The sequence below is a fragment of the Vibrio sp. NH-UV-68 genome (genome assembly GCF_042940635.1).
GTDB lineage: Bacteria > Pseudomonadota > Gammaproteobacteria > Enterobacterales > Vibrionaceae > Vibrio > Vibrio pacinii.
Genome location: NZ_CP134975.1, coordinates 1,038,979 through 1,063,633, shown reverse-complemented (window position 1 = coordinate 1,063,633; position 24,655 = coordinate 1,038,979). Strand labels below are relative to the sequence as shown.

21 protein-coding genes are annotated in these 24,655 nt (G+C 45.8%); 8 read left to right on the top strand and 13 right to left on the bottom strand.

What is annotated here, in order from left to right:
- Positions 1–7: 7 nt before the first annotated feature.
- From cydA to ViNHUV68_RS04935, 5 genes are all read right to left on the bottom strand, one after another.
- Entirely contained in the window at positions 8–1,600 is a 1,593-nt protein-coding gene (cydA, locus tag ViNHUV68_RS04955; RefSeq protein WP_391089635.1) for a cytochrome ubiquinol oxidase subunit I, read from the bottom strand.
- 458 nt (positions 1,601–2,058) lie between these two features.
- Entirely contained in the window at positions 2,059–3,063 is a 1,005-nt protein-coding gene (ruvB, locus tag ViNHUV68_RS04950; RefSeq protein ID WP_038176866.1) for a Holliday junction branch migration DNA helicase RuvB, read from the bottom strand.
- 11 nt (positions 3,064–3,074) lie between these two features.
- Positions 3,075–3,692, bottom strand: a complete 618-nt coding sequence (gene ruvA / locus ViNHUV68_RS04945; protein WP_038176867.1) for a Holliday junction branch migration protein RuvA — start codon at positions 3,690–3,692, stop codon at positions 3,075–3,077.
- 123 nt (positions 3,693–3,815) lie between these two features.
- Positions 3,816–4,337 (bottom strand): crossover junction endodeoxyribonuclease RuvC, encoded by a 522-nt coding sequence (gene ruvC, locus ViNHUV68_RS04940; protein ID WP_038176868.1) that lies wholly within the window; start codon positions 4,335–4,337, stop codon positions 3,816–3,818.
- A gap of 52 nt (positions 4,338–4,389) precedes the next feature.
- Positions 4,390–6,129 (bottom strand): alpha-galactosidase, encoded by a 1,740-nt coding sequence (locus ViNHUV68_RS04935; protein WP_391089632.1) that lies wholly within the window; start codon positions 6,127–6,129, stop codon positions 4,390–4,392.
- Between the two features lie 225 nt (positions 6,130–6,354).
- Here ViNHUV68_RS04935 and ViNHUV68_RS04930 point away from each other — a divergent pair, with 225 nt between their 5' ends.
- On the top strand, positions 6,355–7,095 hold the full coding sequence (locus tag ViNHUV68_RS04930; protein ID WP_391089630.1) for a transporter substrate-binding domain-containing protein: 741 nt from the start codon (positions 6,355–6,357) through the stop codon (positions 7,093–7,095).
- 55 nt (positions 7,096–7,150) lie between these two features.
- Here the strand turns inward: ViNHUV68_RS04930 and torA are convergent, their stop codons facing one another.
- The 3 genes from torA to torE are packed head-to-tail and all read right to left on the bottom strand — an operon-like array spanning position 7,151 to position 11,054.
- Complete coding sequence (torA, locus tag ViNHUV68_RS04925; protein WP_391089628.1) at positions 7,151–9,613, bottom strand: trimethylamine-N-oxide reductase TorA; 2,463 nt, start codon at positions 9,611–9,613, stop codon at positions 7,151–7,153.
- A 24-nt stretch (positions 9,614–9,637) separates the two neighbouring features.
- A complete protein-coding gene (gene torC, locus ViNHUV68_RS04920) occupies positions 9,638–10,822 on the bottom strand; it encodes a pentaheme c-type cytochrome TorC (RefSeq protein WP_391089626.1) in 1,185 nt (394 codons plus the stop codon).
- 52 nt (positions 10,823–10,874) lie between these two features.
- Positions 10,875–11,054 carry a trimethylamine N-oxide reductase system protein TorE gene (gene torE / locus ViNHUV68_RS04915; RefSeq protein ID WP_038176875.1) on the bottom strand — a complete coding sequence of 60 codons (180 nt, stop codon included), beginning with the start codon at positions 11,052–11,054 and terminating at the stop codon, positions 10,875–10,877.
- Positions 11,055–11,484: 430 nt separating this feature from the next.
- On the opposite strand from torE, the gene ViNHUV68_RS04910 reads away from it, so the two are divergent.
- Both ViNHUV68_RS04910 and ViNHUV68_RS04905 read left to right on the top strand, forming a co-directional pair.
- Entirely contained in the window at positions 11,485–12,285 is an 801-nt protein-coding gene (locus ViNHUV68_RS04910) for an ABC transporter permease (RefSeq protein WP_391089624.1), read from the top strand.
- 214 nt (positions 12,286–12,499) lie between these two features.
- Positions 12,500–12,661, top strand: a complete 162-nt coding sequence (locus tag ViNHUV68_RS04905; RefSeq protein WP_391089622.1) for a hypothetical protein — start codon at positions 12,500–12,502, stop codon at positions 12,659–12,661.
- Positions 12,662–12,681: 20 nt separating this feature from the next.
- Here the strand turns inward: ViNHUV68_RS04905 and focA are convergent, their stop codons facing one another.
- Entirely contained in the window at positions 12,682–13,524 is an 843-nt protein-coding gene (gene focA / locus ViNHUV68_RS04900; RefSeq protein ID WP_038177245.1) for a formate transporter FocA, read from the bottom strand.
- Between the two features lie 496 nt (positions 13,525–14,020).
- Between focA and ViNHUV68_RS04895 the strand changes: the two genes are divergently transcribed.
- From ViNHUV68_RS04895 to ViNHUV68_RS04885, 3 genes are all read left to right on the top strand, one after another.
- Positions 14,021–14,254 (top strand): TIGR02647 family protein, encoded by a 234-nt coding sequence (locus ViNHUV68_RS04895; protein ID WP_391089620.1) that lies wholly within the window; start codon positions 14,021–14,023, stop codon positions 14,252–14,254.
- Positions 14,255–14,544: 290 nt separating this feature from the next.
- Positions 14,545–15,366: an NAD(P)H-binding protein gene (locus ViNHUV68_RS04890; RefSeq protein ID WP_391089618.1), complete on the top strand. Its 822-nt coding sequence runs from the start codon at positions 14,545–14,547 to the stop codon at positions 15,364–15,366.
- A 14-nt stretch (positions 15,367–15,380) separates the two neighbouring features.
- Positions 15,381–16,016 (top strand): YdcF family protein, encoded by a 636-nt coding sequence (locus tag ViNHUV68_RS04885; RefSeq protein WP_038176882.1) that lies wholly within the window; start codon positions 15,381–15,383, stop codon positions 16,014–16,016.
- A gap of 59 nt (positions 16,017–16,075) precedes the next feature.
- On the opposite strand, the gene clpA is transcribed toward ViNHUV68_RS04885, so the two are convergent.
- Together clpA and clpS are read right to left on the bottom strand one after the other, a co-directional pair.
- Positions 16,076–18,346 (bottom strand): ATP-dependent Clp protease ATP-binding subunit ClpA, encoded by a 2,271-nt coding sequence (gene clpA / locus ViNHUV68_RS04880; protein ID WP_038176884.1) that lies wholly within the window; start codon positions 18,344–18,346, stop codon positions 16,076–16,078.
- Positions 18,347–18,388: 42 nt separating this feature from the next.
- A complete protein-coding gene (gene clpS / locus ViNHUV68_RS04875) occupies positions 18,389–18,709 on the bottom strand; it encodes an ATP-dependent Clp protease adapter ClpS (protein ID WP_100753211.1) in 321 nt (106 codons plus the stop codon).
- 466 nt (positions 18,710–19,175) lie between these two features.
- On the opposite strand from clpS, the gene cspD reads away from it, so the two are divergent.
- Entirely contained in the window at positions 19,176–19,397 is a 222-nt protein-coding gene (gene cspD / locus ViNHUV68_RS04870; RefSeq protein ID WP_038176885.1) for a cold shock domain-containing protein CspD, read from the top strand.
- 91 nt (positions 19,398–19,488) lie between these two features.
- Here the strand turns inward: cspD and ViNHUV68_RS04865 are convergent, their stop codons facing one another.
- Entirely contained in the window at positions 19,489–21,714 is a 2,226-nt protein-coding gene (locus ViNHUV68_RS04865) for an NADP-dependent isocitrate dehydrogenase (protein ID WP_391089617.1), read from the bottom strand.
- Positions 21,715–22,006: 292 nt separating this feature from the next.
- On the opposite strand from ViNHUV68_RS04865, the gene ViNHUV68_RS04860 reads away from it, so the two are divergent.
- A complete protein-coding gene (locus ViNHUV68_RS04860) occupies positions 22,007–22,699 on the top strand; it encodes a pseudouridine synthase (RefSeq protein ID WP_038176887.1) in 693 nt (230 codons plus the stop codon).
- Positions 22,700–22,835: 136 nt separating this feature from the next.
- Here ViNHUV68_RS04860 and aspS read toward each other — a convergent pair whose 3' ends face one another.
- Positions 22,836–24,608 (bottom strand): aspartate--tRNA ligase, encoded by a 1,773-nt coding sequence (gene aspS, locus ViNHUV68_RS04855; protein WP_391089615.1) that lies wholly within the window; start codon positions 24,606–24,608, stop codon positions 22,836–22,838.
- Between the last annotated feature and the right edge of the window lie 47 nt (positions 24,609–24,655).

Below are 24,655 nucleotides of genomic sequence, written 5' to 3'. Positions count from 1 at the left end.
TCCTTGCCTATGCTTCTACTTGGCGGCTAACTTTGTCTTCAACAGAGTCGACATTCTGTTCGAAGTGGTAGCGTCCCGTTTTCAGGCTACTTGGTCCTTTACGCGCAAACTTCACCATGAGGTAAACTTCTGCAATCAAGAACACGGTATACAGCGCTAGAATGGCAAATAGTGACGTCCACAGCTCAGTGACAGTCAATGCAGAGGCTGCAACATGGGTTGGCAAGATTTCACCAACAGCCCAAGGTTGACGACCAAATTCTGCAACGAACCAACCGGCTTCAATCGCAATCCAAGGCAATGGAATGCTGAGTAGTGTCGCTTTAAGAATCCAACGTTTTTGTTCGATCTTTTGGCGACATGTTTGAATAAACGCGGCGCCGAAAACAAACAGCATGATGAAACCACAAGCAACCATAATACGGAACGAGAAGAACAGTGGCCAAACGGTTGGAATTGAGTCATCCGCCGCGGCTTGGATTTGCTCTTCGGTCGCATCGACGACTTGTTCGGTGTAACGTTTTAGCAGCAGTCCGTAACCTAAGTCACCTTTTACTTCATCAAACGCGGCTTGGTTTTCTGCTGATTTGTCACCAGCACGCAGTTTTTCGAGCAGTTCGTATGCGTACATACCAGTACGAATGCGCTCTACGTGTTCGTCACGCAGGTCACGAAGGCCTGTGACTTGCTCGTCAAATGAACGCGTTGCAATAATGCCCATAACGTAAGGGATCTTGATCGCGTAATCTGTGTGCATCTCATCTTGGTTTGGAACACCAAACAGAGTGAAGGCCGCAGGTGCTGGCTCGGTGTGCCATTCTGCTTCTACTGCCGCAAGTTTGACTTTTTGAACTTCACCTAGCTCGTAACCAGACTCATCACCTAGCACGATAACCGACAAAATGGCGGCCATACCAAACGAGGCGGCAATGGCAAATGAACGACGAGCGAAAGCAACATCACGACCTTTAAGTAGGTAGTAAGAGCTGATACCAAGAATAAACATCGCGCCAGTGGTGTAACCAGAAGCCACTGTATGCACAAACTTAACCTGAGCAACTGGGTTAAGCACAACTTCGGCAAAGCTGACCATTTCCATACGCATGGTCTCAAAGTTGAATTCTGCCCCTACCGGGTTTTGCATCCAACCGTTGGCAACAAGAATCCAAAGCGCAGAGAAGTTAGAACCTAATGCCACTAACCAAGTGACAACTAAGTGTTGACGTTTTGATAAGCGATCCCAGCCAAAGAAGAATAAACCGACAAAAGTGGATTCTAAAAAGAACGCGACCAGTGCTTCAATCGCCAGTGGTGCACCAAAAATATCACCGACATAGTGTGAGTAATAGGACCAGTTAGTACCAAACTGGAATTCCATGGTAAGGCCCGTGGCCACACCTAGTGCGAAGTTAATACCAAAAAGCTTACCCCAGAACTTGGTCATGTCCTTGTAGATTTGCTTGTCCGTCATTACGTACAAAGATTCCATGATGGCAAGTAGGAATGCCATACCCAGAGTCAAAGGTACGAAGAGGAAGTGATACATCGCTGTCAGTGCAAATTGCAACCGCGACAGATCAACTACGTCTACGTCAATCATGTTTACTCCTATGTGTCGGCTGAAGACACTTTTCACATTAATGCATTGTTAGTCAGAGTTAATCAAACTCGAACACTGTTGCCAAACATCGGCTTCTTGTTGCAAAAATGTACTGTAATGGTTAGTTAATTGTTAAGCATCAGCTAATATAGCTGGAGCTAATACTACTGCTAAAAAATGATTGTTTCAAAAGGTTTATATCCAGAGTTCGCTTTGATTTAAATCAAATTTTGTGCGCCCAATCTGAGCATAAAACCATCACATTGATCTATATCAACAGTTTACATTATGTTTTGTTACGGCAGGGTTATTGCCAAGATGGTGATAACTATTTATGCAAAACAAGCGGTTAACAACTCATTCATTTGCGCTACGTATCCACTGACAAGCAATATTTATTAGTGTGATCATGATCACTAAAATAAAAAGCCAGCATTTAATTGCTGGCTAGTGGAAACTTATTTTTCAATTCCGAAATGAAGATAGGCACGGTCGGTTGCAACCCGTCCTCTTGGCGTTCTTTGCAAATACCCTTGCTGAATAAGATAAGGTTCGAGTACATCCTCTATGGTGTCTTTTTCTTCACCGATCGCGGCTGCCATGTTATCAAGCCCCACGGGACCACCACCAAACTTCTCCATAATCGCTAGCAAAAGTTTTCTATCCATGTAGTCGAAACCTTTGGCATCAACATCAAGCATGTTAAGCGCTTTGTCAGCAATATCGAGGCATATATGCCCGTTACCTTTCACTTCAGCGTAGTCACGAACTCGACGTAATAATCGATTCGCAATACGTGGAGTGCCACGGGCGCGTCTTGCCACCTCTAAGGCTCCTTCTGCTTCCATCGACAACCCTAAGCAATCAGCGCTGCGTTGCACAATATTTTGCAAGTCAGGGATGTTGTAATACTCAAGACGCTGAGTAATACCAAAACGGTCACGCAATGGTGAGGTTAACGAGCCTGCTCTTGTCGTCGCACCAATCAGAGTAAAAGGCGGCAAGTCGATTTTAATTGAGCGAGCAGCAGGCCCTTCCCCGATCATAATATCCAACTGATAATCTTCCATCGCAGGATAGAGCACTTCTTCAACCACTGGACTCAGACGGTGGATCTCATCGATAAATAACACATCGTTTTCTTCGAGATTGGTTAGCAGCGCGGCAAGATCACCCGCTTTTTCTAATACCGGCCCTGATGTAGTGCGGATATTAACGTCCATTTCGTTGGCGACGATGTTGGCTAATGTGGTTTTGCCCAAACCCGGTGGACCAAAAATCAGCAAATGATCCAGTGCTTCACTTCTTAGTTGCGCAGCCTTGATAAAGATTTCCATCTGGCTGCGCACATGGTCTTGCCCTTTATAGTCTTCAAGTTTTTTCGGCCGTATGGCTCTATCAATAACGTCTTCTTCTCGGTAGACACTATTGTCAGGTGCGATAAGGCGATCCGCTTCAATCATAGTTTATGCCTCTATACCATCGACTTAAGAGCTTCTCGGATAAGCTGCTCACTGCTCATATTCTCTTTCATTACCTGAGAGACGACTTTAGATGCTTGTGTCGGCTTGTAGCCTAATGCCAGTAGTGCACTCACGGCTTCTTCCTCAGCGCTTGACTGAGCTAATTGAGGCGAACTGTCCGTCGCAGCGGCATCCGTAAACGGTGTAAAGAGATCGCCAGCCCCCCAACCTTTGAGGCGGTCTTTCATCTCCACCACCAAACGTTCGGCAGTCTTTTTACCAACGCCCGGTAATTTGACCAAGGTCGACACATCTTCACGCTCAACTGAAGCTACAAACTGGCTGGCCGTCATGCCCGATAGAATGCCTAAGCCCAATTTAGGACCAACGCCATTAGCTTTAATCACTTCGCGAAACAACGCACGCTCTTTAACATTGTTAAAGCCATACAACAATTGAGCATCCTCTCGAACAACAAAATGAGTATAGATGATCGCTTCTTCGCCGACATTTGGCAGTTCATAAAAGCAGCTCATCGGCATCTGGACTTCATAGCCAATACCATTCACTTCAATAAGCAGTTGGGGAGGTTGTTTTTCAATTAGAATGCCGCGTAGACGTCCAATCACGGTGAGTACTCTTGGAAAAATGGATTTGCGACAGGATAATAAAGAACTGGATAGACATCCAGTTCTTTATCAATCGAGGATCAAAAAGGCGTGAGCGAATCGCAGAAGGCTACAAGTTTAAAACTAGCGGTATCGACCGCGACGCGCACTGGTCGCTTTACCTGCAAGTGCAACGAGAGTTTTGTTGGTATTGGCATGGCAAATTGCAACGCCCAACGCATCCGCGGCATCCGCTTGAGGTTTAGCGGGTAACTTGAGCATATTTTGCACCATGTGTTGAACCTGATCTTTATCAGCGCCACCGTTACCGACCACCGCTTGTTTAACTAGCCTTGCCGCATATTCGTAAACGGGTAAATCAGCATTGACCGCCGCTACGATAGCACTGCCTCGTGCTTGACCTAATTTCAAGGCAGAGTCTGGATTGCGCGCCATAAAAACTTGTTCAATGGCGAAGGCATCAGGCTGGAACTGAGTAATGATTTCAGACACTCCGGCGTAGATTTGCTTAAGTCGGCCTGGCAGCTCTTTTTCTGAAGTACGAATACAGCCACTGCCAAGATAATGCAGATGGCGACCCGTTTGTCGAATCACACCATAGCCTGTGATGCGTGAACCTGGGTCGATACCTAAGATGATAGACATGAGATTGTTAATTATCGCTAAAATGGCCAGTGATCTTAATCTAGCTCGACCACTATAGCGAGGTAATTATCGCCCGGCTGGACAAACCGGCCTCAAGTGCCACTTCTAGGACTGGCGTCGGATCGGCCACCAGCCTCTCTCCTGTCCAATAGTCATACCAATAGACCGGGTAGTTGGCCGTCAGCGTCACATCACGGGCCCGACCGCGATAATTAAACAGACAATGTAAGTCGTTGCGTTCGGTAAGCGGCAAATATGCATGGTGCAAGTTCAATGCGCTAAATCGGGCTGACTCTTGATTATGGCGATGCCTAATAATGAGCTTGGCTAAGGATCGCTTGGCAAATGGTGTTAACTCATCTAACGGATCGCCGGAAAGCAGTAAGCCACCACAAGCAAGTAACGTATCTCGATGGAATTGGTAATTTCTGCGCTCAGTCGCTTGGTTTGGCAACGACACAAAGGTGGCGCAATCTGGATCAATTTGCCATAACTTACGATGTTGCCAGCTGCGATAGAACGTCTCTTTGGCTATTTGTTCAAAACGGTTTGCGCAGCGCTCGACATCATCAGAAACACGCATCGCATCAACCATGCCAAGCGATGGCCACATTGGCGCGTTACAGCCCAAAATAAGTGCCTCTCCTGCGCCTTCAATGATCGCTTCCATGCCCAATCGATAAGCTTCTACTCCTGTAACACCACTTTGGCTACGCACGCCTTTTAAAGTCCCCCAGTAGTTGGCGTCGAGTTTGAATAGCTCTACCCCCCACTCTTCTCGCATCGTGCGCACGACTTGAGTCAAATGCTCTTGCACTTCGAGGTTAGTGGTATCAAGAATATACCAAGGGGTACAGCGCCAACCTCCATAGGTAACATCTTCAGCTTTGAGCAAACTGCCATCAACATGACGCACAAACCAGTCAGGATGGTCTTGAAAGAGCTGTGATTCAGGTTGAGCGATAAAGGGAGCCAACCAAATAGCGGGCTTTTTGCCTTGCGAACGAATCTCGCTAAGCACCGATTTAATTCCAGAGGGAAACTTAGTAGAAGGCGTTAACCAATCCCCCATATAAGCTTGGTAACCGTCATCTAATAATACATAGTCAAGCTGCTTAAGGTGTTGGCGCATCTCAGCAACGTTTTTCTCAATATGCTGTTCCGTCACCTCAGCGTAATAGGCATACCAAGAACACCAACCTAGTGGTGAACGTTGCGTCACCCCCTGACGTGCAGAGTGGCGTTGGTTTATCAACTGAGTAAATTCTTGATAGAGCTCTGATAGCGAATCTCCGCGTAACACCACCACCGACTCCAGCCGATTGGTTGACCAGTCCTGCGGGCAGCTATTTTCACCATCAAGATAGGCATGAATTCGCAGTTTTTCCTGCTGCTGTGTCACGGTAAAGTACCCAGCAAAGCGCTCACAAGAGGTAAAACCAAACAGAGCATAACCGGCAGAATCTTCAATCACTAAGTAGTTGTAGTAACGCTTAGCTTCATCGGTTGGATAAATGCGATAACTGGGACTGTTATCTGGGCAGCGGCCAACATCAATGGGGTTATCCCATTTCCCCGTTGTTTGTGCCAGCATCTGAAAACCATCGCCGAGCAGAGTCGCTTGCTTTTCAAAATCAAAGTCACTACTAAATAACAGATAATGCTGACCGATAGCGTGATTGGACAATCCGCGATAGAAGAAACTCAGCTGGTTTTGCAACACCTCGACACTAAGGTCGCGATTATCCACCGTAACCCACCGATCGTTGGATAAACGATAATTTTGCGACATATGACACTCTTTATTATTCGTTTTGGTCAATTAGAGCATTACGCCTTGATATTGTCTATTTGCTCAACAAAAACTAACACTACCGAGCTCACGTTTATGACACCAGTAAACAGAGCGACATTCTCAACACGCCTAACTCATTAGCCGAGCGCGTAACTAGGCTACAATTACTGATAATCCACACAACAGGTGAAGTCGGTGTACTCAATGAGGATTAAGCACATAATGTCGGTTGTATTGTCGCTTTGGTGTACGGCGGCCTTCGCACAGTCACAATCACAATCACAATCAGCACCAGTATTAAAGGTGGCACAAACACAGTGGCCACCGTTTATTATGGATTCCGCCTATGGGCAGGGCATCGCTTATGATTTCATCATTGAAGGACTCGTCGCAGCAGGATACCAAGTTGAGTTTAGCGAAAAGCCTTGGGGGCGAATTCTAAAAGAGACGGCTCATGGCAAAAATGATGTCATCGTCGCAATGTGGAAAACGGAGCAGCGCGAAAAACACTTTTTGTTCACCGAACCTTATATGCATAATCAGATGTCAGTGTTGTCACGCCGCAACAGTGATTTTGAGTTTACCGACATCGATAGTCTTAAAGGTAAAGAAGTCGCCTTAATCAATCGTTATGCTTATACCGCCAAGTTACTCGATTACCCTCATTTCATTCCTGTTAATTCGATTGATCTGCCCAACAGCGTGCGCTTGGTACTAACCGAACGTGCCGATGTGCTCGTTTCTGATGAAATTGTTGCACGTTGGACGCTAAAAGAGATGAGACTTGACCCATCACAGATCAAGTTCAGTAGCACTTACCTCGATACGTCCCCTTTGTACGCAGGTGTGCGACGTGATCATCCTCTTGCACAAGAAATCGTCAATGCGCTCAATCACTACTTTAAAAATCACGGAGAAAGACGCTTGGCAGAATTAAAAACCAAATACGGCCTATCAGACTAGAGCCAAAAAATGAAAAACCAGCCAAACGGCTGGTTTTTCATCAGTAGCAAAATGGTTATGCTACTTCGATTGGACCACCAAATGAGGTCACTGGTGGTACCTTACCAGTGAATTTCTCAAAGTTGACGATACAGGTATTAGCAGAGGTTGCCTGTGCGAGCTCAGACGTGCCGATATCTAACGTTAGCGTATTTGGATCGCCGTAGGTACAAATCGCCCCTTCTTTCTCGTTGAGTGGGCCATACCAAGCCCCCTCTTCAATCCGAATAACGCCACGTGGGTAGCTGTCGGTCAGTACTGCACCCGCAAGCAATTGGCCTCGATCGTTGTAAACACGCACTAAATCGCCCTCTTTAATGCCCTTCTCTTTGGCATCAAGTGGGTTGATGTAAACCGGTTCACGACCTTGTACAGCGTAGGTCGCACGGAACGCTTCAGATTCACACATTTGCGAGTGAAGACGCTTGTCTGGGTGACATGACTGTAACCAGAACGGGTGCTTCTCAGAACCAGGACCACCGTGTGAACGCTCGGTTTTTTCAAACCACATTGGGTGCTCTTGACAGTGTTCATAGCCGTAACGGCCAATCTTACGTGAAGTGATTTCGATAAAACCAGAAGGAGTACCCAGTGGGTTAATTTCTGGATCTTGACGGAAGTCAGCATGGCGAACCCAAGGTTTACCTTCACCGAAATCAAGCACGCTCTTCTCCCAGAACTCATCAAACTCTGGCATATCGAACTTACCGTCATTCGCTTTACGACAGTCGTTATAGAGGCTTTCGATCCACTCCATTTCACTCATACCGCGCGTGTATTCATCACGACGGCCAAAGCGCTGAGTCAACTCACTCATGATTTGGAAATCAGGCTTCGATTGGAACAGTGGATCAACCAAGCGATGCATGGCGACCAGGCCTTTGCTTGAGTAAGAACCGTAAACGTCGATATCGTTACGCTCCCACTGAGTACAAGCTGGTAGCACGATGTCTGAGAAACGACAGGATGCCGTCCAAGCAAACTCAATCGTCACCACGGTTTGTAGTTTCTTGAACGCTTGCTTCATACGGTTGCGGTCTTGGTGGTGATGCCAAGGGTTGTTACCTGAAATCACCATCATTTTGAAGTCTGGAAGCTTCACTTTACCGCCATTGTAACGGATCTCTTTGCCCGGCTCTAACAGGCAGTCAATCCAACGCGCAACCGGAATCGTGCGGCTATAACCGTTGAAATCGTTGTTGTCCCATTTCGGCTTCATTCCGGTGTCTAGATTACGTGGGAAGCCACCAGGTCCGGCAAAACCGGTCGATGGTACACCGATACTTGAATAGTGGTGACCGTATGAAATGCCGCCACCAGGCAGACCAATTTGACCCACCATCGCAGCGACTACGGCAGCGGCCCAGTATGGCTGCTCACCATGCTCTTGACGCTGAATACACCAACCCATCAAGATTTGAGTGCGACCGTTAACCAACATGCGAGCAAATTCACGAATCTTATCGGCTTTTACGCCACAGATTTCCGCTGCCCACTCTGGAGTTTTCGCTACTTTATCTTTGGTTTCACCCTGAACATATTGGATGAACTCGCTAAAGCCTAAACAGTAAGTATCGATAAATTGCTTATCGTATAAGTCTTCATTGTAGAGTACATGAGCCACCGCCAATATAAACGCCACATCGGTTTGTGGGTTGATGTAAAGGTGGTCATTGTCGAGATAGCGCTGGGTTTTATTCTTAACCGGATCAACCGACAAGACATTGATCTCGCCTTTAGCGACTTTTTCTTTTAACTGCTCAAGGTAAGCAAACGACTCATGGGTTTCACAGTTCCAACCCACTTGGAGGTTTTTAACCGGATCGTTGGCCCACATTACGATATTGTCTGAATGTTTAAGGATTTCAGACCATGAAGTTCCTTGTGCATACACTTCGGTAGACCCGAGCACGTATGGCAAAATGGTTTGGCCTGCGCCCGTTGAGTAGTCACCCACTTTAGTAATAAAGTTGCCATGCATACCCACAGCGCGCTGCATGTGCGCCGTACAGTTGTTAAATGAACCTGTTTGGTTCCAACCCGTTTGACCTGCGTGCAGTGCCCAAGGGCCGTAATCTTTTTGTACTCGCTCTAGTTCACGATAAAACAGATCTAACGCTTCATCCCAAGTGACGCGAATGAAACGGTTATTACCGCGTGTTTCTGCGCTGTATTTGTGTTTCTTAAGCCAATCTAAGCGCACCATAGGGTAACGAACACGTGATGGGCTGTAGATAATACCTTTGATGCCGTTAAGCATCTCGGTCGGGTTTTTATCTAATTCTAACGGTTTGATCTCTTGAACTTTACCTGCGTAGATGTGGGCACGGAACGCGCCCCAGTGAGAACCAGATACCTTCCAAGTTCCAGTACTCTCAACCGCATGAGCAGAAGTAGATGCTAATAAGCTCGGACCAATGACCGACGCCGCACTTGTCGTTGCAACGCCTTTGAGAAAACTTCTTCGTGTAATAGCCATTTAAATTACTCCATCCGACGCTTATTAGTGATGACCTTCAGCATAATCTGAAGAGTGTTTTTGCAAGTACTTCAAGATAAGTGCTTCACTGTCTGTATCTAGGTTAACGAAGGCAAGCATACCGTCGAACATACCTGGCCAAGTATTGGCATCAAAGTGCTCTTCTGCTGGCTGCGTATGACAAACCGAACAGTTGGTTTTGTAGGCTTCTTTGGATTTTTCCCACACTGGCGTAATGTCGTTTAGCATCGACTCTTTCTTAAGCCAAACGTTAGCTGACACTTTCTCCCAAGGCAGGCCAGTCAGTTCATCGACTTTTTTCTCGCCCGTTTTGACCACGTTGGCGTCCATTGAAGCTTCTTTAAGTAAAGATGCCACGGCAATGTTCTTACCAAAATCTTCTTGGATAACGCGACCAAAGCCTTTTGCTTTACGCCAACCATCAATTTCGATCGCGACATAATCGCCTTTTTCTTCAATCACTTTGACCGTCGATGCTGGGTTAAGCAAGCCCGCTTCTGTCGCCCCTTGCTCGTCAAAGTAAATCGGTAGGTGACGTACACTAACCAATGATTGACCAACAGAGTAATTCGTATTCGAGGCAAGCGCTTCTAAGTCACCAACAATGCCACCGATGCTATCCATACCTGCAGGCAGTTTGTGTGCGATGCCTTTGTGACAATCAACACAACTTTGATCTTTCTCTGCCGCTTGCTTCATTTGAATGCGAGCTGTCGGAGACATAAGTTCAAAGTCCATTGAATCGTAATTGTGACAGTTTTTACACTCTAACGACTTATTAGCAGAGAAACGATCCCATTCATGCTTGGCCAATTCGATACGACGCTCTTCAAATACTCCGGGTTCGTCATAATTGCCAAACACCTGAGCAAACACTTCTTTGGAAGCCTGCATCTTACGTGCAATCTTGTCGGTCCAATTGTGTGGTACGTGGCAGTCAGGACAGGTCGCACGCACCCCTGAATGGTTTTTCCAGTGAACCGTTTCTTGCAGTTCAACGTAAACATTGTCACGCATGGTGTGACAACTGATACAAAATTCTTCTGTGTTGGTCGCTTCTAGCGCAGTGTTAAAACCGCCCCAGAAGATAACCCCAGCAACAAAGCCGCCCATGGTCAGCACGCCTAGGCTGATATGGACAGCTGGACGCCGCATAGTGCGCCACAGTTTAACAATCATTGATTTCATGGTTTGCTCTCTTAAAATCTTTTTAAAAATGTGGTGTTGAGCTCACGGACTTTTACATGCCGTGCGCGCCCGGAGGTCCCATTACAAACACTTGGAGCATCCACACCAAGAATCCGTAACCGCCGACGAACGCCACACTTAAAACCGGAAAAAGAACAACCGCGATGAAGAAGAACGACTTCCACTCCAGAGAGCGTTTTTCACTACTCTCAGTTTTGTTAACATCACTCATACATTTGCCTATTTTGTATTTAGTGTTATTGGTTAGCTCAGTCAGATGAGCTGAAGTTTTTTACAATCTCTAATGAAAAAGATTAGACCATACTAGGAGTAAGGTTCAATCAATTCATCGCTTCTGAAGCTTGTTATTCCACACTTTTTTGAGCTCAACCAGAGATGTGTTTAATCGTGCTTTGATGTGTCAATATGCCATTATTTATGAACAAATATGAACAGGATTTTGGGCGATAAAAAAGCCCAAAAATACCCAAAAACTGACCCTGTTTTCGACACTTAAGCAGTGACTATGTCAGTTAATCTTAGACTGAATGTAAATGAGTTGTTACTTGGCTTGTTGAGGATTGGGCTTATTATCAATTTCAAGACAAGGTGACCTTTGGCGGTTTTCGCGTACAATAATCCTTCATGATCAGGAGGATGTTATGGACAGTGTGGTGGATATTTCATGGTTGACCTTGGGGTTGTTTTCGAGCTTGCTGATCATTCCATTCTCAATCAGTCGCTACTATCAACTTAAACTAAGCAAAGAGATCGCAGTTAGCGTGGGGCGCATGGCACTGCAGTTAATCTTGGTCGGGGCCTATCTTGAATACCTTTTCAAGCTCAATAGCTTAGCCATCAATGTCATCTGGATTATCGTCATGACCCTGATTGGGGCGAGTGCCATCACAAGCAAAGCCAAATTACCACGCGCTAAACTAATGCTTCCAGTGGTGACAGGTCTGTTTGTGGCTTTGATCCCGATGCTAGGAATTATCGCGTTAGGCGTAATTAAACCGACGCCTTTTTATCATGCTCAATATTTGATCCCTTTGGCTGGCATGTTGCTTGGTAACTCGATGAGCGGCAATATTGTGGCATTGCAAAATTTTTTCCGCGCTTTCGAAGAGCGCAAAGCAGAATATGAAGCGGCGATATCGTTGGGCGCCTCCCCAAGCTACGCCACACTGCCTTTTGTACGCGATGCGATTGCACGTTCAGTCGCACCAACATTAGCCACGATGGCAACGACTGGTCTTGTGACGTTACCGGGTATGATGACAGGTCAAATTCTCGGTGGTGCCAGCCCGATGGTGGCGATTAAATATCAAATTATGATCATGATTGCGATATTCGTTACCATGTCACTTTCTGTGGCATTGTCGCTGAAACTGTCAGTCCATAGTTGTATCAGTCGTTATGGTCGTGTGCTGGTCAACGTCGTTCATGATGACGCCATATAGCGCCTATTTAGCGATTGTAGGATCTTATCCACAGAATCTGTGGATAACCGTGGTGATACCTAGAAGTCAACTGGTCAAACCTGAGTTAATGAATTATCTCTCACAAAATTCACTTTGCATTCATACGCATATCTTTTAATTCTACCAATGTAATAAATACGTAAAGACCAGACATTAGCCTTGCGCTATCAAATCAATGCAAGGAGCGCGAGCGATGACTTTGGACCAACACAGCTTGGATAATGCATTTACCGAACGAGATGAAATGAGAGATTGGTTAATCACTCAGCCTGAGGCCTTAATAGAGAATGCAGTTAAAGATGGCTTGTTAGGCCATCATCAAGATCAAAAAAACTCACTTAAAGTGAGTTTTTAAACCAGTTCGCATCATTGCTGTCAATCACGTAGATAGATTAACCAGTACCACATGCCGACAAACACCCCACCACCAATGATGTTGCCCAATGTCACCGGGAGCAAATTATTGGTGATAAAATCCAGCATATTCAAATCAGCATAGTCGGCGATATTGGCTCCGGTCATTTGCCAAAATTCAGCAGGTGCGAAATTTTTAATCCCAATCGCCATCGGAACCTGAAACATATTGGCAATACAGTGCTCAAACCCTGCAGAGACAAACATCGCAACGGGTAAAATCATGACTGCGATTTTATCTGTCAAAGTTCGGCCACTGAATGTCATCCAAACGGCCACACACACTAAGACATTACACATGACACCCAATGCCACTGCTGAGAGAAAAGTATGATGAAGCTTGTGCTGTGAAATCGCCATTGCGTTGAGGCCAACTTGTCCATGGTCAAACATATATTGTTTGGTCAACAGCATACAAACGACCAATAACAAGGCACCAATCAAGTTACCGCAATAGACAACCGTCCAGTTTTTTATCAGGGTTCGCCACGAAATTTTGCCACTTGCTCGAGCAACTAAAGTCAGCACTGAGCTAGTAAATAGCTCACCGCCAGTCACCACTACCAGAATCAGTCCGAGACTAAAGGCTAAACCGCCTAATAAACGCGTAATTCCCCACGGTAGATCGCCTGCCCCTGTCGTGACCACAGTATAAAAGACAAAAGCGATACCGATATGGATACCTGCCGAAATCGCCAGAAGGAAAGACTTGATAGGATCTTTGGTCGCTTTGCCCACGCCAATTTCAGCCGCACGTTCGGCCATTTGTGGGGGTAAAAGAGAATCAAATTGGTTGAGGTTTATCATTTCGAAACATTTTGCAACATCAGGGTCAATGGGCGCGGATAATTACTTGAAATGTGATCAAATTCAAGCACAAATTATACAATGCCGATGAAAAGCCGTTGCATGTAAACTAAGTAAGCGCAGTTTTGTCTTTTACGACTAATATCTATGTTAAAAAAACTCCACACAAATACATAAATCCCTTATTTTTCAATAAATTAAAATAAACCTTCTACCGTTAATTGTGTCTGACACCATTTTTAGGCTAAATATTCATATTAAAGTCAATTTTTATACTATTTTCTCATTTATAGGCGCAAGGCGGCTCGCGATACTGTTTAGTGGTAGCCTGCTTTGATCTCGCTCTAGTCTTATCGTGACTGTTTAACTCCTGAACAATCTGCTCCAGTTATCTGATCAAACTCTGGCTTAGGTAACATTTCTATATAGTGGGCATTGCTGAACGCCAACTTCCTGATTAAGTTGAGTACATACACTTTATAAGGAATCGAATATGAAATTTACGCCTGAATATATATCTGAACTTAACTTACTGCTTCAGTTTGATATCAGCAGTGCTGCGACTGGCATTAAAGTTCATAATGACGCATCTGAAGAGATTCAATCAGCTGTGCAGCGTCTTTACGCCAAAGGCCTATGTACTTTTCCTGATGGCGGCTACTTAACCGATGAGGGCATCGAAATGGCCGAGCACGCAGACAAAATTATCCGTGTGCTTTCTAGCTAACTTGACTCAACAGCAAACGCCAGAGGCGCACTCTGGCGTTTGCTAAAACCCCTCCCCCTTAGATATCATCTCGCACATAACACCACTGATATTGCTGCAACAACAACGGTTGTTGTTGCGTTCAATAAATGCCAAAGTAAGTACGTTTCAGCAAGCGTGTAGCCCTAGCCTTTGGTATACCAACAGTGACTATATATTGCTGGATCTGATACAACATCAATCGTTGACTACCCAACCATTCACAAGGTGTTACGTACACAACTTGGTCATTTATTAGCAAGGAGTCTGACATGAAAACCATCACAGTCGTCGGTGGAGGTTGGCTAGGTAAACCACTTAGCCAATACCTGACATCCATCGGGTATCAAGTCTTCACCAGTAAAACAACTCCAGAAGGGGCGGCAGAGCTTGAGCAACAAGGACTCAACAGTTTTGTGTGCGACTTAAATTTGGGTCTTGAACAACTCAAAGATCAACTCAATACAGCACCGAGCGAAATAGTGATTGGTTGTTTTCCTCCAGGATTTCGCCGAGGAGCTGGCGATAATTACGTCACTCAATGGCAAAATCTTATCCAAGCGGCCAAGCAGAGTGCGGCGCAACGTATTGTTATGGTCAGTTCAACAACCGTTTACCCAAACACCGCCACAGAGATGGTTGAAGAGGACGCTAGCCTTGCATTAGCACAAAGCCATTCTCTATTTAGTGATAATGCGATAACGATGTTAAAAGCTGAGCAAGCGCTGATTGATTCTGGCCTGAGCTACGCCATCGTTCGTTGCAGCGGGCTGGTCGGCCCCGATAGACACCCATCGCGCTTTGCCGCTAGATTAAAGCAAGTCAGTGAGCAAGCGCCTGCTAATATGCTTGAGCTAAAAGATGCGATTGGCGCCGTGAGCTATATGGCCCTAGCAACACACAACACGGTAGTGAATGCCACCACACCAAACACGGTCAGTAAGGCACAGTTTTATCAGGCAGCGCTCGACAGCGTTGGTTCAAGCGACCCTCTTCCACCCGTGGTTCAACAGCCCGATAAGCGCATAATGGCAGACAAGATCATTGCCCTTGGCTATCGTTTCCATTTTGACCACACACTCGAACTGGTGTGAACTGAGAGGGGTTTATGAACCAAACTAAGTTGTATCAACACATTGAGCGCTTATGGCGTTACATGCAACTCTCCGACGATTTAATCCAATCAGATTGCCTCTTCGTGTTAGGCAGTAATGATGTTCGTGTGGCGGAGTATGCTGCGAATTTGTATCTACAAGGCTGGGCTGAATATTTAGTCTTTTCTGGCGGGTTCGGCCGTTTAACTGCGGATGTGTTCGAGCAGAGCGAAGCGGAAACTTTTGCCCAAATCGCACGTGATTTAGGTGTGCCGAGCAATAAAATTATTATTGAGGATCAGGCAACCAACACCGGAGAAAACCTGCTCTTTACGCATCAGCTACTTACGCAAAAAAATCTCAACTTCAACTCGTTTATCTTAGTGCAAAAGCCGTACATGGAACGACGCACTTACGCTTCATTCCGTCAGCAGTGGCCAACACAGGTTAAGCATCTTTGTGTAACCTCGCCCAAAGGCGAGTTCTGCGACTATTTTAATGAAGAGATCGACCTCTACACCACCTTATCGGCCATGTTGGGCGATTTTGAGCGAATTAAGACTTACCCTGCTTTGGGCTATCAAATTGAACAAGTGATCCCAGACGACGTCAACACGTCATATCAAGCGATTAAGTCCGCACTAAGTTAATTGCTTAGCAAATAAAAAAGCCAGAGACATAATGCTCTGGCTTTTCTCATTTTGGTTGATTAATGAATCGCGGCTTCTTTTTGACTGAGATAAGTGAATTTAAGCTCATCATCTTTCAGATCAACTTTCACCGTACCACCATCGACTAGTGAACCAAATAGCAGCTCATTAGCGAGGGGTTTCTTCAGTTTGTCTTGCACAACTCGTCCCATTGGACGCGCGCCCATGGACTTATCGTAACCACGAGAAGCCAACCAATGACGTGCATCGTCCGACACTTCAAGCGAGACACCACGCACATCAAGTTGCGCTTGCAGTTCAACGATAAACTTATCAACCACTTGATGGATAACGTGCTCATCTAGGCTGTTAAACCAAATGATGTTATCAAGACGGTTACGAAACTCTGGAGTAAATACCTTTTTAATTTCAGACATCGCATCGTGACTGTGATCTTGTTGGATCAAGCCGATCGATTTCTTAACCGTTTCTTGCACGCCCGCGTTGGTGGTCATCACCAAAATCACGTTACGGAAATCCGCTTTACGACCGTTGTTATCCGTTAACGTGCCGTTATCCATCACTTGCAGCAACAAGTTAAAGACGTCTGGGTGCGCTTTCTCAATCTCATCAAGTAACACCACCGAGTGAGGGTGTTTGATCACAGAATCAGTCAACAGACCGCCTTGATCGTAACCGACATAACCCGGAGGCGCGCCGATAAGACGACTGACAGAGTGACGTTCACCATACTCAGACATGTCAAAACGCAGCAGTTCAATACCAAGCAGCTTAGACAACTGCACTGTCACTTCTGTTTTACCGACCCCGGTTGGGCCTGCAAACAAGAAGGAACCAACCGGTTTATTGTCTGCCCCCAAACCCGCACGGGTTAACTTAATCGCTTCGCTAAGAACATCAATCGCATCATCTTGGCCAAACACCAACATTTTCATCTTCTCATCGAGTTTCTGTAGAATCTCTTTGTCAGAAGAAGAGACGGACTTCTCTGGGATACGCGCCATCTTGGCAACCATCGCCTCGATATCAGCAACCCCAACCGTTTTTTTACGACGACTCGCCGGAGTAAGACGACTACGAGCACCCGCTTCATCGATAACATCGATCGCTTTATCAGGCAAATGACGCTCATTAATGTACTTAGCCGACAGTTCAACCGCTGCACGCAGTGCTTTATTGGTGTAACGCACTTCGTGGTGTGCTTCGTACTTCGGTTTCAGGCCCATCAAGATTTTAGTGGTATCGTCGAGTGAAGGCTCAACAACGTCGATTTTTTGGAATCGACGAGAGAGCGCGCGCTCTTTCTCGAAAATATTGCTGTACTCTTGATAAGTCGTTGAACCAATACAGCGTAGCTTGCCACTACTAAGCAGAGGTTTAATTAAGTTGGCGGCATCGACTTGACCACCAGAAGCCGCGCCAGCACCGATGATGGTATGAATCTCATCAATAAACAGAATCGCATCTTCTTCTTTTTCAAGTTGTCTTAGTATTGCCTTGAAGCGTTTCTCAAAATCACCGCGATACTTAGTGCCCGCTAGTAGCGACCCGATATCTAATGAATAGATGACACTGTCAGCGATAATTTCTGGGACCTGCCCTTCCACAATACGCCACGCTAAACCTTCTGCGATAGCAGTTTTACCTACCCCTGCCTCACCAACGAGCAATGGGTTGTTCTTGCGACGACGACAAAGCACTTGAACAGTTCTTTCAAGCTCTTTCTCACGACCAATAAGTGGATCAATCTGGCCCTGCTTGGCCAATTGATTGAGGTTAGTAGCAAAGCTTTCTAAACGATCTTCGTTACTCGCTTCTTCGGCATTTTCGCTACCAAAAGAGTCGGGAGAAGACGGTTCATCACCTGCGCTTGATGCCTTAGTGATGCCATGCGAAATAAAATTAACAATATCAAGACGGCTAATGTCGTTTTTCTTGAGTAAGTACGCCGCATGGGACTCTTGCTCACTAAAAATAGCCACCAGTACGTTAGCCCCAGTCACTTCACTACGACCAGAGGATTGAACGTGAAACACCGCGCGTTGCAAAACGCGTTGAAAACTCAAAGTGGGTTGCGTTTCGCGAGTTTCATCATTTTCAGGAATCAGCGGCGTTGTTTGATCGATGAAGATATCTAGTTCACCACGCAAGGCATCGATGTCCGCCTGACACGCCTGAAGTGCTTCTCTCGCAGCATCGTTTTCTAACAACGCCAGCAGGAGGTGCTCGACAGTCATAAACTCATGTCTTTTGTCTCGAGCGCGGGAAAAAGCGCCGTTGAGACTCGACTCTAACTCTTTATTCAGCATAAGTACCTCCTTTAAGAACAACTTAAGTTGCTCGAACAAGCATTAGGCTTGTTCCATTGTACAAAGCAAAGGATGCTCATTCTCGTTCGCATACATAGTAACTTGCGCTACCTTGGTCTCAGCAACTTCTGCAGTATACGTGCCACAAATTGCTTTGCCTTCATAATGCACCTGGAGCATTACCTGTGTTGCTTTGTCGATATCCATTGAGAAAAATCGCTCTAAAATTTCAATGACAAAGTCCATCGGGGTGTAATCATCGTTGTTCAAAACAACGTTATACATAGATGGTGGCTTAACTTTTGTTTTTTCTCTCTCCAGTAAATCTGAATCTGGAGTAACCCATTCAAAATGTTTGCTCATGACTATAACGACGTTGATGTTTGACTCTGTGAATTTTACCACTTCGACGAGCAGAAGTTTTGAATTTAGCTCTCTTTAAATAAGGACCATTTAGGTAGAAAACAATATTTGGCCCTACTTAGAGACTAATCCACCATTTGAGTCGCTGCAAATAAAAGATTTTGATCCGCCTAATTGGCGTATCTAATTGATTAAAAAGAACCCGAATTCCATTCACAGTGCGTATATTTTAATACGTGGCATTGAGCTATAAGTTGCACAAATGTAAATCTTAAAAGTGATTTGCTTGCAAATATGTCGACTATGAGACCTTTTTACTATTGACTGCGCTCGCCCATTGGCTACATTGGTCAAATAGTGACTCAAAATTTGGCAGCGGCTGAATGGATATTCACTTTCTGTTTACTAAGGATGATAAGTAAACACTTAACAACGTTACAGACACAATGCATGAGGGATGTAAAGCATGGCTACAGGTACAGTAAAATGGTTTAACAACTCCAAAGGATTTGGTTTTATCTGTCCAGAGGGAGAAGACGGAGATGTGTTTGCGCACTATTCAACGATTCAAATGGACGGTTATCGTACTCTGAAAGCGGGCCAACAAGTAAGTTTTGAAGTGGAAGAAGGGCCAAAAGGTTATCACGCAAGCTCCGTGGTTCCAGTGGAAGCCCACTCAGCAAAATAACCGCTGCCAACTGACTTAGGTTACTGATAAAAAACCGGTTGTTGATAAAAAAACCCGCTTGGCAGCGGGTTTTTTAGTTTCAGCGTATTTATTATCGGTTGATAATCGCGTTCAAGGTCGCACTCGGGCGCATCAAGGCTGATACCTTTTCAAACACCGGTGAGTAGTAACCCCCTAGATCAGCAGGCACACCTTGGGCTTGATTGAGCTCAGCAACGATTTGCTGTTCGTTTTCTGCCAGTGTTTGAGCAATTGGCGCAAACTCGGCAGCAAGATCAGCATCTTGAGTTTGCTCAGCAAGCGCTTTAGCCCAGTAAGTCGCAAGATAATAATGGCTACCACGATTATCAAGCTCACCAACACGGCGCGATGGTGACTTATTATTGTCGAGGAACTCACCTGTCGCTTTGTCTAGCGCATCAGCAAGCACTTTGGCTTTAGCGTTACCCGTCACCGTACTTAAATGCTCTAGAGACGCAGCCAATGCTAAGAATTCACCCAATGAATCCCAACGTAGGTGGTTCTCTTTCTCAACTTGTTGCACGTGTTTCGGTGCACTACCGCCCGCGCCGGTTTCAAACAAACCACCACCATTCATCAGCGGCACGATTGAAAGCATCTTCGCCGAAGTACCGAGTTCTAGAATTGGGAACAGGTCAGTTAGGTAGTCACGAAGAACGTTACCCGTCACTGAAATAGTGTCTAGGCCTTGCTTGATACGAACCAACGAGTACTGACACGCTTCAAGTGGTGCCAGAATCTTAATTTCTAGCCCTTCGGTATCGTGCTCAGGTAAGTAAGCGTTAACTTTCTTAATCAGCTCCGCATCGTGCGCACGATTTTCGTCTAACCAGAATACCGCTGGAACACCAGTAGCACGAGCGCGAGTGACAGCAAGTTTAACCCAATCTTGGATTGGCGCATCTTTCACCTGACACATACGGAAGATATCACCTTCTTCGACCGCTTGCTCAAGCAGTACTTTCCCTGACGTGTCAACAATGCGCACAGAGCCTGCCGCATCAAGAATAAATGTCTTGTCGTGAGAGCCGTACTCTTCGGCTTTTTGCGCCATTAGACCAACATTTGGCACGCTGCCCATAGTGGTTGGATCAAAAGCGCCATTCTCTTTACAGAAATCAATTACCGCTTGATAGATACCAGCATAGCTACGATCTGGGATCATTGCTTTGGTGTCTTTCTGCTTACCATCAGGTCCCCACATTTGACCGGATGAACGCAGCATCGCAGGCATAGAAGCATCAACGATAATGTCACTCGGTACGTGGAGGTTAGTAATACCGCGGTCAGAATCCACCATGGCTAATGGTGGCTGAGTTTGATATACCGCTTGCAGCGCAGCTTCAATTTCTTGTTTTTGCTCAGCAGGCAAGGTTTGAATTTTAGCGTACACATCACCAATACCGTTGCTGACATCGACGCCTAGTTGCGTAAAGAGTTCTCCATATTTTGCAAATACATCTTTATAGTAAACTTTAACCGCATGGCCAAAGATCACAGGGTCAGACACCTTCATCATGGTGGCTTTCATGTGCAGTGACAGTAGCACGTCTTGCTGCTTCGCTTCTTCAATTTGCTGTTCGAAAAACTCTACGAGTGCGTTCTTGTTCAGTACCGCACTGTCGATGATCTCTTTATCTTGGATTGGAAATGGCGCTTTAAGTTCTTTTACCGTGCCATCGGTAGCCACAAACTCGATTTTAACTTCTGTTGCGCCATCAAGCGTGACTGATTTTTCGCTACCGAAGAAGTCTTTATCAGCCATGCTTGAAACATGTGATTTAGAATCCGCAGACCATGCGCCCATTGAATGAGGATTTTTCTTGGCGTAGTTCTTAACTGACAGCGGTGCGCGACGGTCAGAGTTACCCTCACGCAGTACTGGGTTTACCGCACTACCTTTGATCTTGTCGTAGGTCGCTTTGATCGCTTCTTCTTCGTAGGTGCTCGGCTCTGCAGGATAGTTTGGTAAGTTGTAGCCTTTGTCCTGAAGTTCTTTGATCGCCGCTTTTAACTGTGGGATAGAAGCAGAGATGTTAGGTAGCTTAATGATGTTTGCCTGTGGTGTTTTTGCCAATTCACCAAGTTCAGTTAGCGCATCACCAATGCGCTGCTCTTCAGTCAAATGTTCTGGGAAACTAGCAAGAATACGCCCAGCTAGAGAGATGTCACGAGTGTCAACATCAATGCCAGAAGAAGCAGTAAACGATTGAATAATCGGAAGTAGCGAATACGTTGCTAGTGCAGGAGCTTCATCTGTAATGGTGTAAATGATTGTAGGTTTTTCTGTAGGCATGAAATTTCCCTATTGTTCTAACAAAGCCATCGGATGAGTAGCCTTGTGTGAATGGCCGCTAACAAGTTGAATACTTCATCTCCCCACTTGTTGCGATTTATCCGTCTCTTATTGTTTTTGCCACTGACCAGTGACGTCCATGAGAGCGATTAATTATAATTAAACAAAAACAAGATAATAGTCTATCATCTTGCTCGACAATCCTGTTTTTTGGCGCGCAAATGATAGCTTAAATTGGATATATAAGAAACTTTCAAACACACTTTATTCACATTTTTGCAAGGTAGTTAACATGCCACCACCATCACGTCGGGACTTCTCATCCGATTCTAACACCAAGTCCCAATCTGGTTTTAAACGCAGTAAATCCGGTTCTTCAATGGCCAACAGTTCGACCAAACGTCGTCGCAAGCCTGTGAGTCAAAAACCGAAAATCTCAGCCGCAGAAAGACGCGTTATCCTTTTTAACAAACCTTTTGACACCTTAAGCCAGTTTACTGATGGCGATGGTAGAAAAACCTTGGCCGATTATATTGAGGTCAAAGACGTGTATGCCGCAGGCCGCCTCGATAGAGACAGTGAAGGCTTAATGGTGCTGACCAATGACGGAATTTTGCAAGCAAAGTTGACCCAACCCAAATCAAAATCCCCGAAAACCTATTGGGTTCAGGTTGATGGCGCACCGAGCGAAGCTGACCTTGATAAACTGCGTAAGGGCGTTGAACTCAAAGATGGCCTAACTCTGCCAGCGACAATCGAGCGTATTGATGCGCCCAACGTTTGGCAACGTAATCCGCCAGTGCGTTTTCGAGCCAATATCCCGACCACCTGGCTTGCTATTACCATTATTGAAGGACGTAACCGTCAGGTGCGACGCATGACCGCGCATATCGGCTATCCGACCCTGCGCTTGATTCGCTATTCGATGGGAGATCTTACTCTGGGAGATTTACAACCGGGCGAGTGGCAAGAGATTAACATCTAACTTCAGCCCTTATCGAAAGCACACCCAATCCTAGATTCCAGATCATTCGTTGCTCGCTTGGGCAATGACGAACAAAAAAACGGCGCTTCAAGTGAAGCGCCGTTGTTAAATCTTCAAAGAAAGTAAGCGATTAAGCTTATTGTTTTTTCTCTGCAATTTTAACCGCAATCGATAGATCTTCAAGCGACGCTGGGTTCGCTAGGCTTGGAGCGTCTGTGAGTAGACACGCCGCTGCTGTTGTTTTCGGGAATGCGATAACATCACGGATGTTCTCTGTACCACATAGCAGCATCACTAGGCGATCAAGACCAAATGCAAGACCTGCGTGCGGTGGCGTACCAAACTTCAATGCATCCAGTAGGAAGCCGAATTTCAGTTGCTGTTCGTCAGCTTCGATACCTAGAATATCAAATACCGCTGCTTGCATTTCTGCGTTGTGGATACGTACCGAACCACCACCAACTTCATAGCCGTTAAGAACCATATCGTACGCGTTAGAGTTTGCCGCACTTGGGTTGGCTTTCAGCTCTTGCGCTGTCACACCCAAAGGCGCGGTGAATGGGTGGTGCATCGCATGGAGGTTACCTTCGTCATCTTCTTCAAACATTGGGAAGTCAACAACCCATAACGGAGCCCATGCAGATTGGTTGGTTAGCTCTAGATCTTTACCCAGTTTCAGGCGTAGTGCACCAAGTGCTTCTGCAACGATACCCGCTTTGTCGGCGCCAAATAGGATGATATCGCCAGACTCTGCTTCAGTGCGCTCTAGAATGGCGTTGATTACGTCTTCGTTTAGGAACTTAGCTACTGGAGATTGGATACCTTCCATGCCTGCAGCGCGGTCGTTAACCTTCATCCACGCCAGACCTTTCGCGCCGTAGATACTAACAAACTCACCGTAACCGTCGATTTGCTTACGAGTAAGAGATGCGCCACCCGGAACACGGATTACTGCAACGCGGCCTTTCTCGTCATTCGCTGGGCCAGAGAAAACTTTAAACTCGACGTCTTTGACAAGATCAGCGACATCAACAAGCTCAAGTGGGTTACGAAGATCAGGCTTGTCAGAACCAAAACGACGAATCGCTTCACTAAATGGCATCACTGGGAATTGACCTAGGTCGACGTTAAGCAGCTCTTGCCACATATCGCGAACCATGTTTTCCGTTACTTCACGAACTTGATCAGCGCTCATGAATGACGTTTCGATATCGATCTGGGTGAATTCTGGTTGACGGTCAGCACGCAAGTCTTCATCACGGAAACACTTAACGATTTGGTAGTAACGGTCAAAACCAGACATCATTAGCAGCTGTTTGAATAGCTGAGGAGATTGAGGAAGCGCGTAGAAACTGCCTTTATGAACACGACTTGGTACTAAATAATCACGAGCGCCTTCTGGCGTTGCTTTGGTCAGTACCGGAGTTTCGATGTCAAGGAAGCCGTTGTCATCAAGGAAACGACGCACAAAACTTGACGCTTTAGCACGCAGTTTAATACGGTCACTCATTTCTGGGCGACGTAGATCTAGGTAACGGTATTTTAGACGCTGTTCTTCCGAGTTCTTTTGGTTGAAGTCTAATGGCAGTGCGTCAGAACGGTTGATGATTTCAAGGCCTGTGGCCAAAACTTCAACTTCACCAGTCGCCATATCTTTGTTGGCTTGGCTTTCTGGACGAGCGCGTACTTCACCCGTTAACTTGATACAGAATTCATTACGAAGTGTATTGGCCACTTCGTGTGCGTCTGCCATATCTGGATCGACAACTACCTGAACAACGCCTTCACGATCTCGCATATCGATAAAAATAAGACCGCCTAAATCACGACGACGGTTAACCCAGCCGCAAAGTTCTACAGTTTGTCCTGCAAGGGACTTGTTCAGATGACCACAGTAATGGGTACGCATAATGAATTTCCCAATCTCTTTAAATTTGTTGATTACTCTCTATCAGT

Bases quoted from the DNA above. Each gene is read 5' to 3' on its own strand.
- cydA (WP_391089635.1), bottom strand. From the start codon at position 1,600: ATGATTGACGTAGACGTAGTTGATCTGTCGCGGTTGCAATTTGCACTG.
- ruvB (WP_038176866.1), bottom strand. From the start codon at position 3,063: ATGATTGAAGCGGATCGCCTTATCGCACCTGACAATAGTGTCTACCGA.
- ruvC (WP_038176868.1), bottom strand. From the start codon at position 4,337: ATGTCTATCATCTTAGGTATCGACCCAGGTTCACGCATCACAGGCTAT.
- ViNHUV68_RS04935 (WP_391089632.1), bottom strand. From the start codon at position 6,129: ATGTCGCAAAATTATCGTTTATCCAACGATCGGTGGGTTACGGTGGAT.
- ViNHUV68_RS04930 (WP_391089630.1), top strand. From the start codon at position 6,355: ATGTCGGTTGTATTGTCGCTTTGGTGTACGGCGGCCTTCGCACAGTCA.
- torA (WP_391089628.1), bottom strand. From the start codon at position 9,613: ATGGCTATTACACGAAGAAGTTTTCTCAAAGGCGTTGCAACGACAAGT.
- torC (WP_391089626.1), bottom strand. From the start codon at position 10,822: ATGAAATCAATGATTGTTAAACTGTGGCGCACTATGCGGCGTCCAGCT.
- torE (WP_038176875.1), bottom strand. From the start codon at position 11,054: ATGAGTGATGTTAACAAAACTGAGAGTAGTGAAAAACGCTCTCTGGAG.
- ViNHUV68_RS04910 (WP_391089624.1), top strand. From the start codon at position 11,485: ATGGACAGTGTGGTGGATATTTCATGGTTGACCTTGGGGTTGTTTTCG.
- ViNHUV68_RS04905 (WP_391089622.1), top strand. From the start codon at position 12,500: ATGACTTTGGACCAACACAGCTTGGATAATGCATTTACCGAACGAGAT.
- ViNHUV68_RS04895 (WP_391089620.1), top strand. From the start codon at position 14,021: ATGAAATTTACGCCTGAATATATATCTGAACTTAACTTACTGCTTCAG.
- ViNHUV68_RS04890 (WP_391089618.1), top strand. From the start codon at position 14,545: ATGAAAACCATCACAGTCGTCGGTGGAGGTTGGCTAGGTAAACCACTT.
- ViNHUV68_RS04885 (WP_038176882.1), top strand. From the start codon at position 15,381: ATGAACCAAACTAAGTTGTATCAACACATTGAGCGCTTATGGCGTTAC.
- clpA (WP_038176884.1), bottom strand. From the start codon at position 18,346: ATGCTGAATAAAGAGTTAGAGTCGAGTCTCAACGGCGCTTTTTCCCGC.
- clpS (WP_100753211.1), bottom strand. From the start codon at position 18,709: ATGAGCAAACATTTTGAATGGGTTACTCCAGATTCAGATTTACTGGAG.
- cspD (WP_038176885.1), top strand. From the start codon at position 19,176: ATGGCTACAGGTACAGTAAAATGGTTTAACAACTCCAAAGGATTTGGT.
- ViNHUV68_RS04865 (WP_391089617.1), bottom strand. From the start codon at position 21,714: ATGCCTACAGAAAAACCTACAATCATTTACACCATTACAGATGAAGCT.
- ViNHUV68_RS04860 (WP_038176887.1), top strand. From the start codon at position 22,007: ATGCCACCACCATCACGTCGGGACTTCTCATCCGATTCTAACACCAAG.
- aspS (WP_391089615.1), bottom strand. From the start codon at position 24,608: ATGCGTACCCATTACTGTGGTCATCTGAACAAGTCCCTTGCAGGACAA.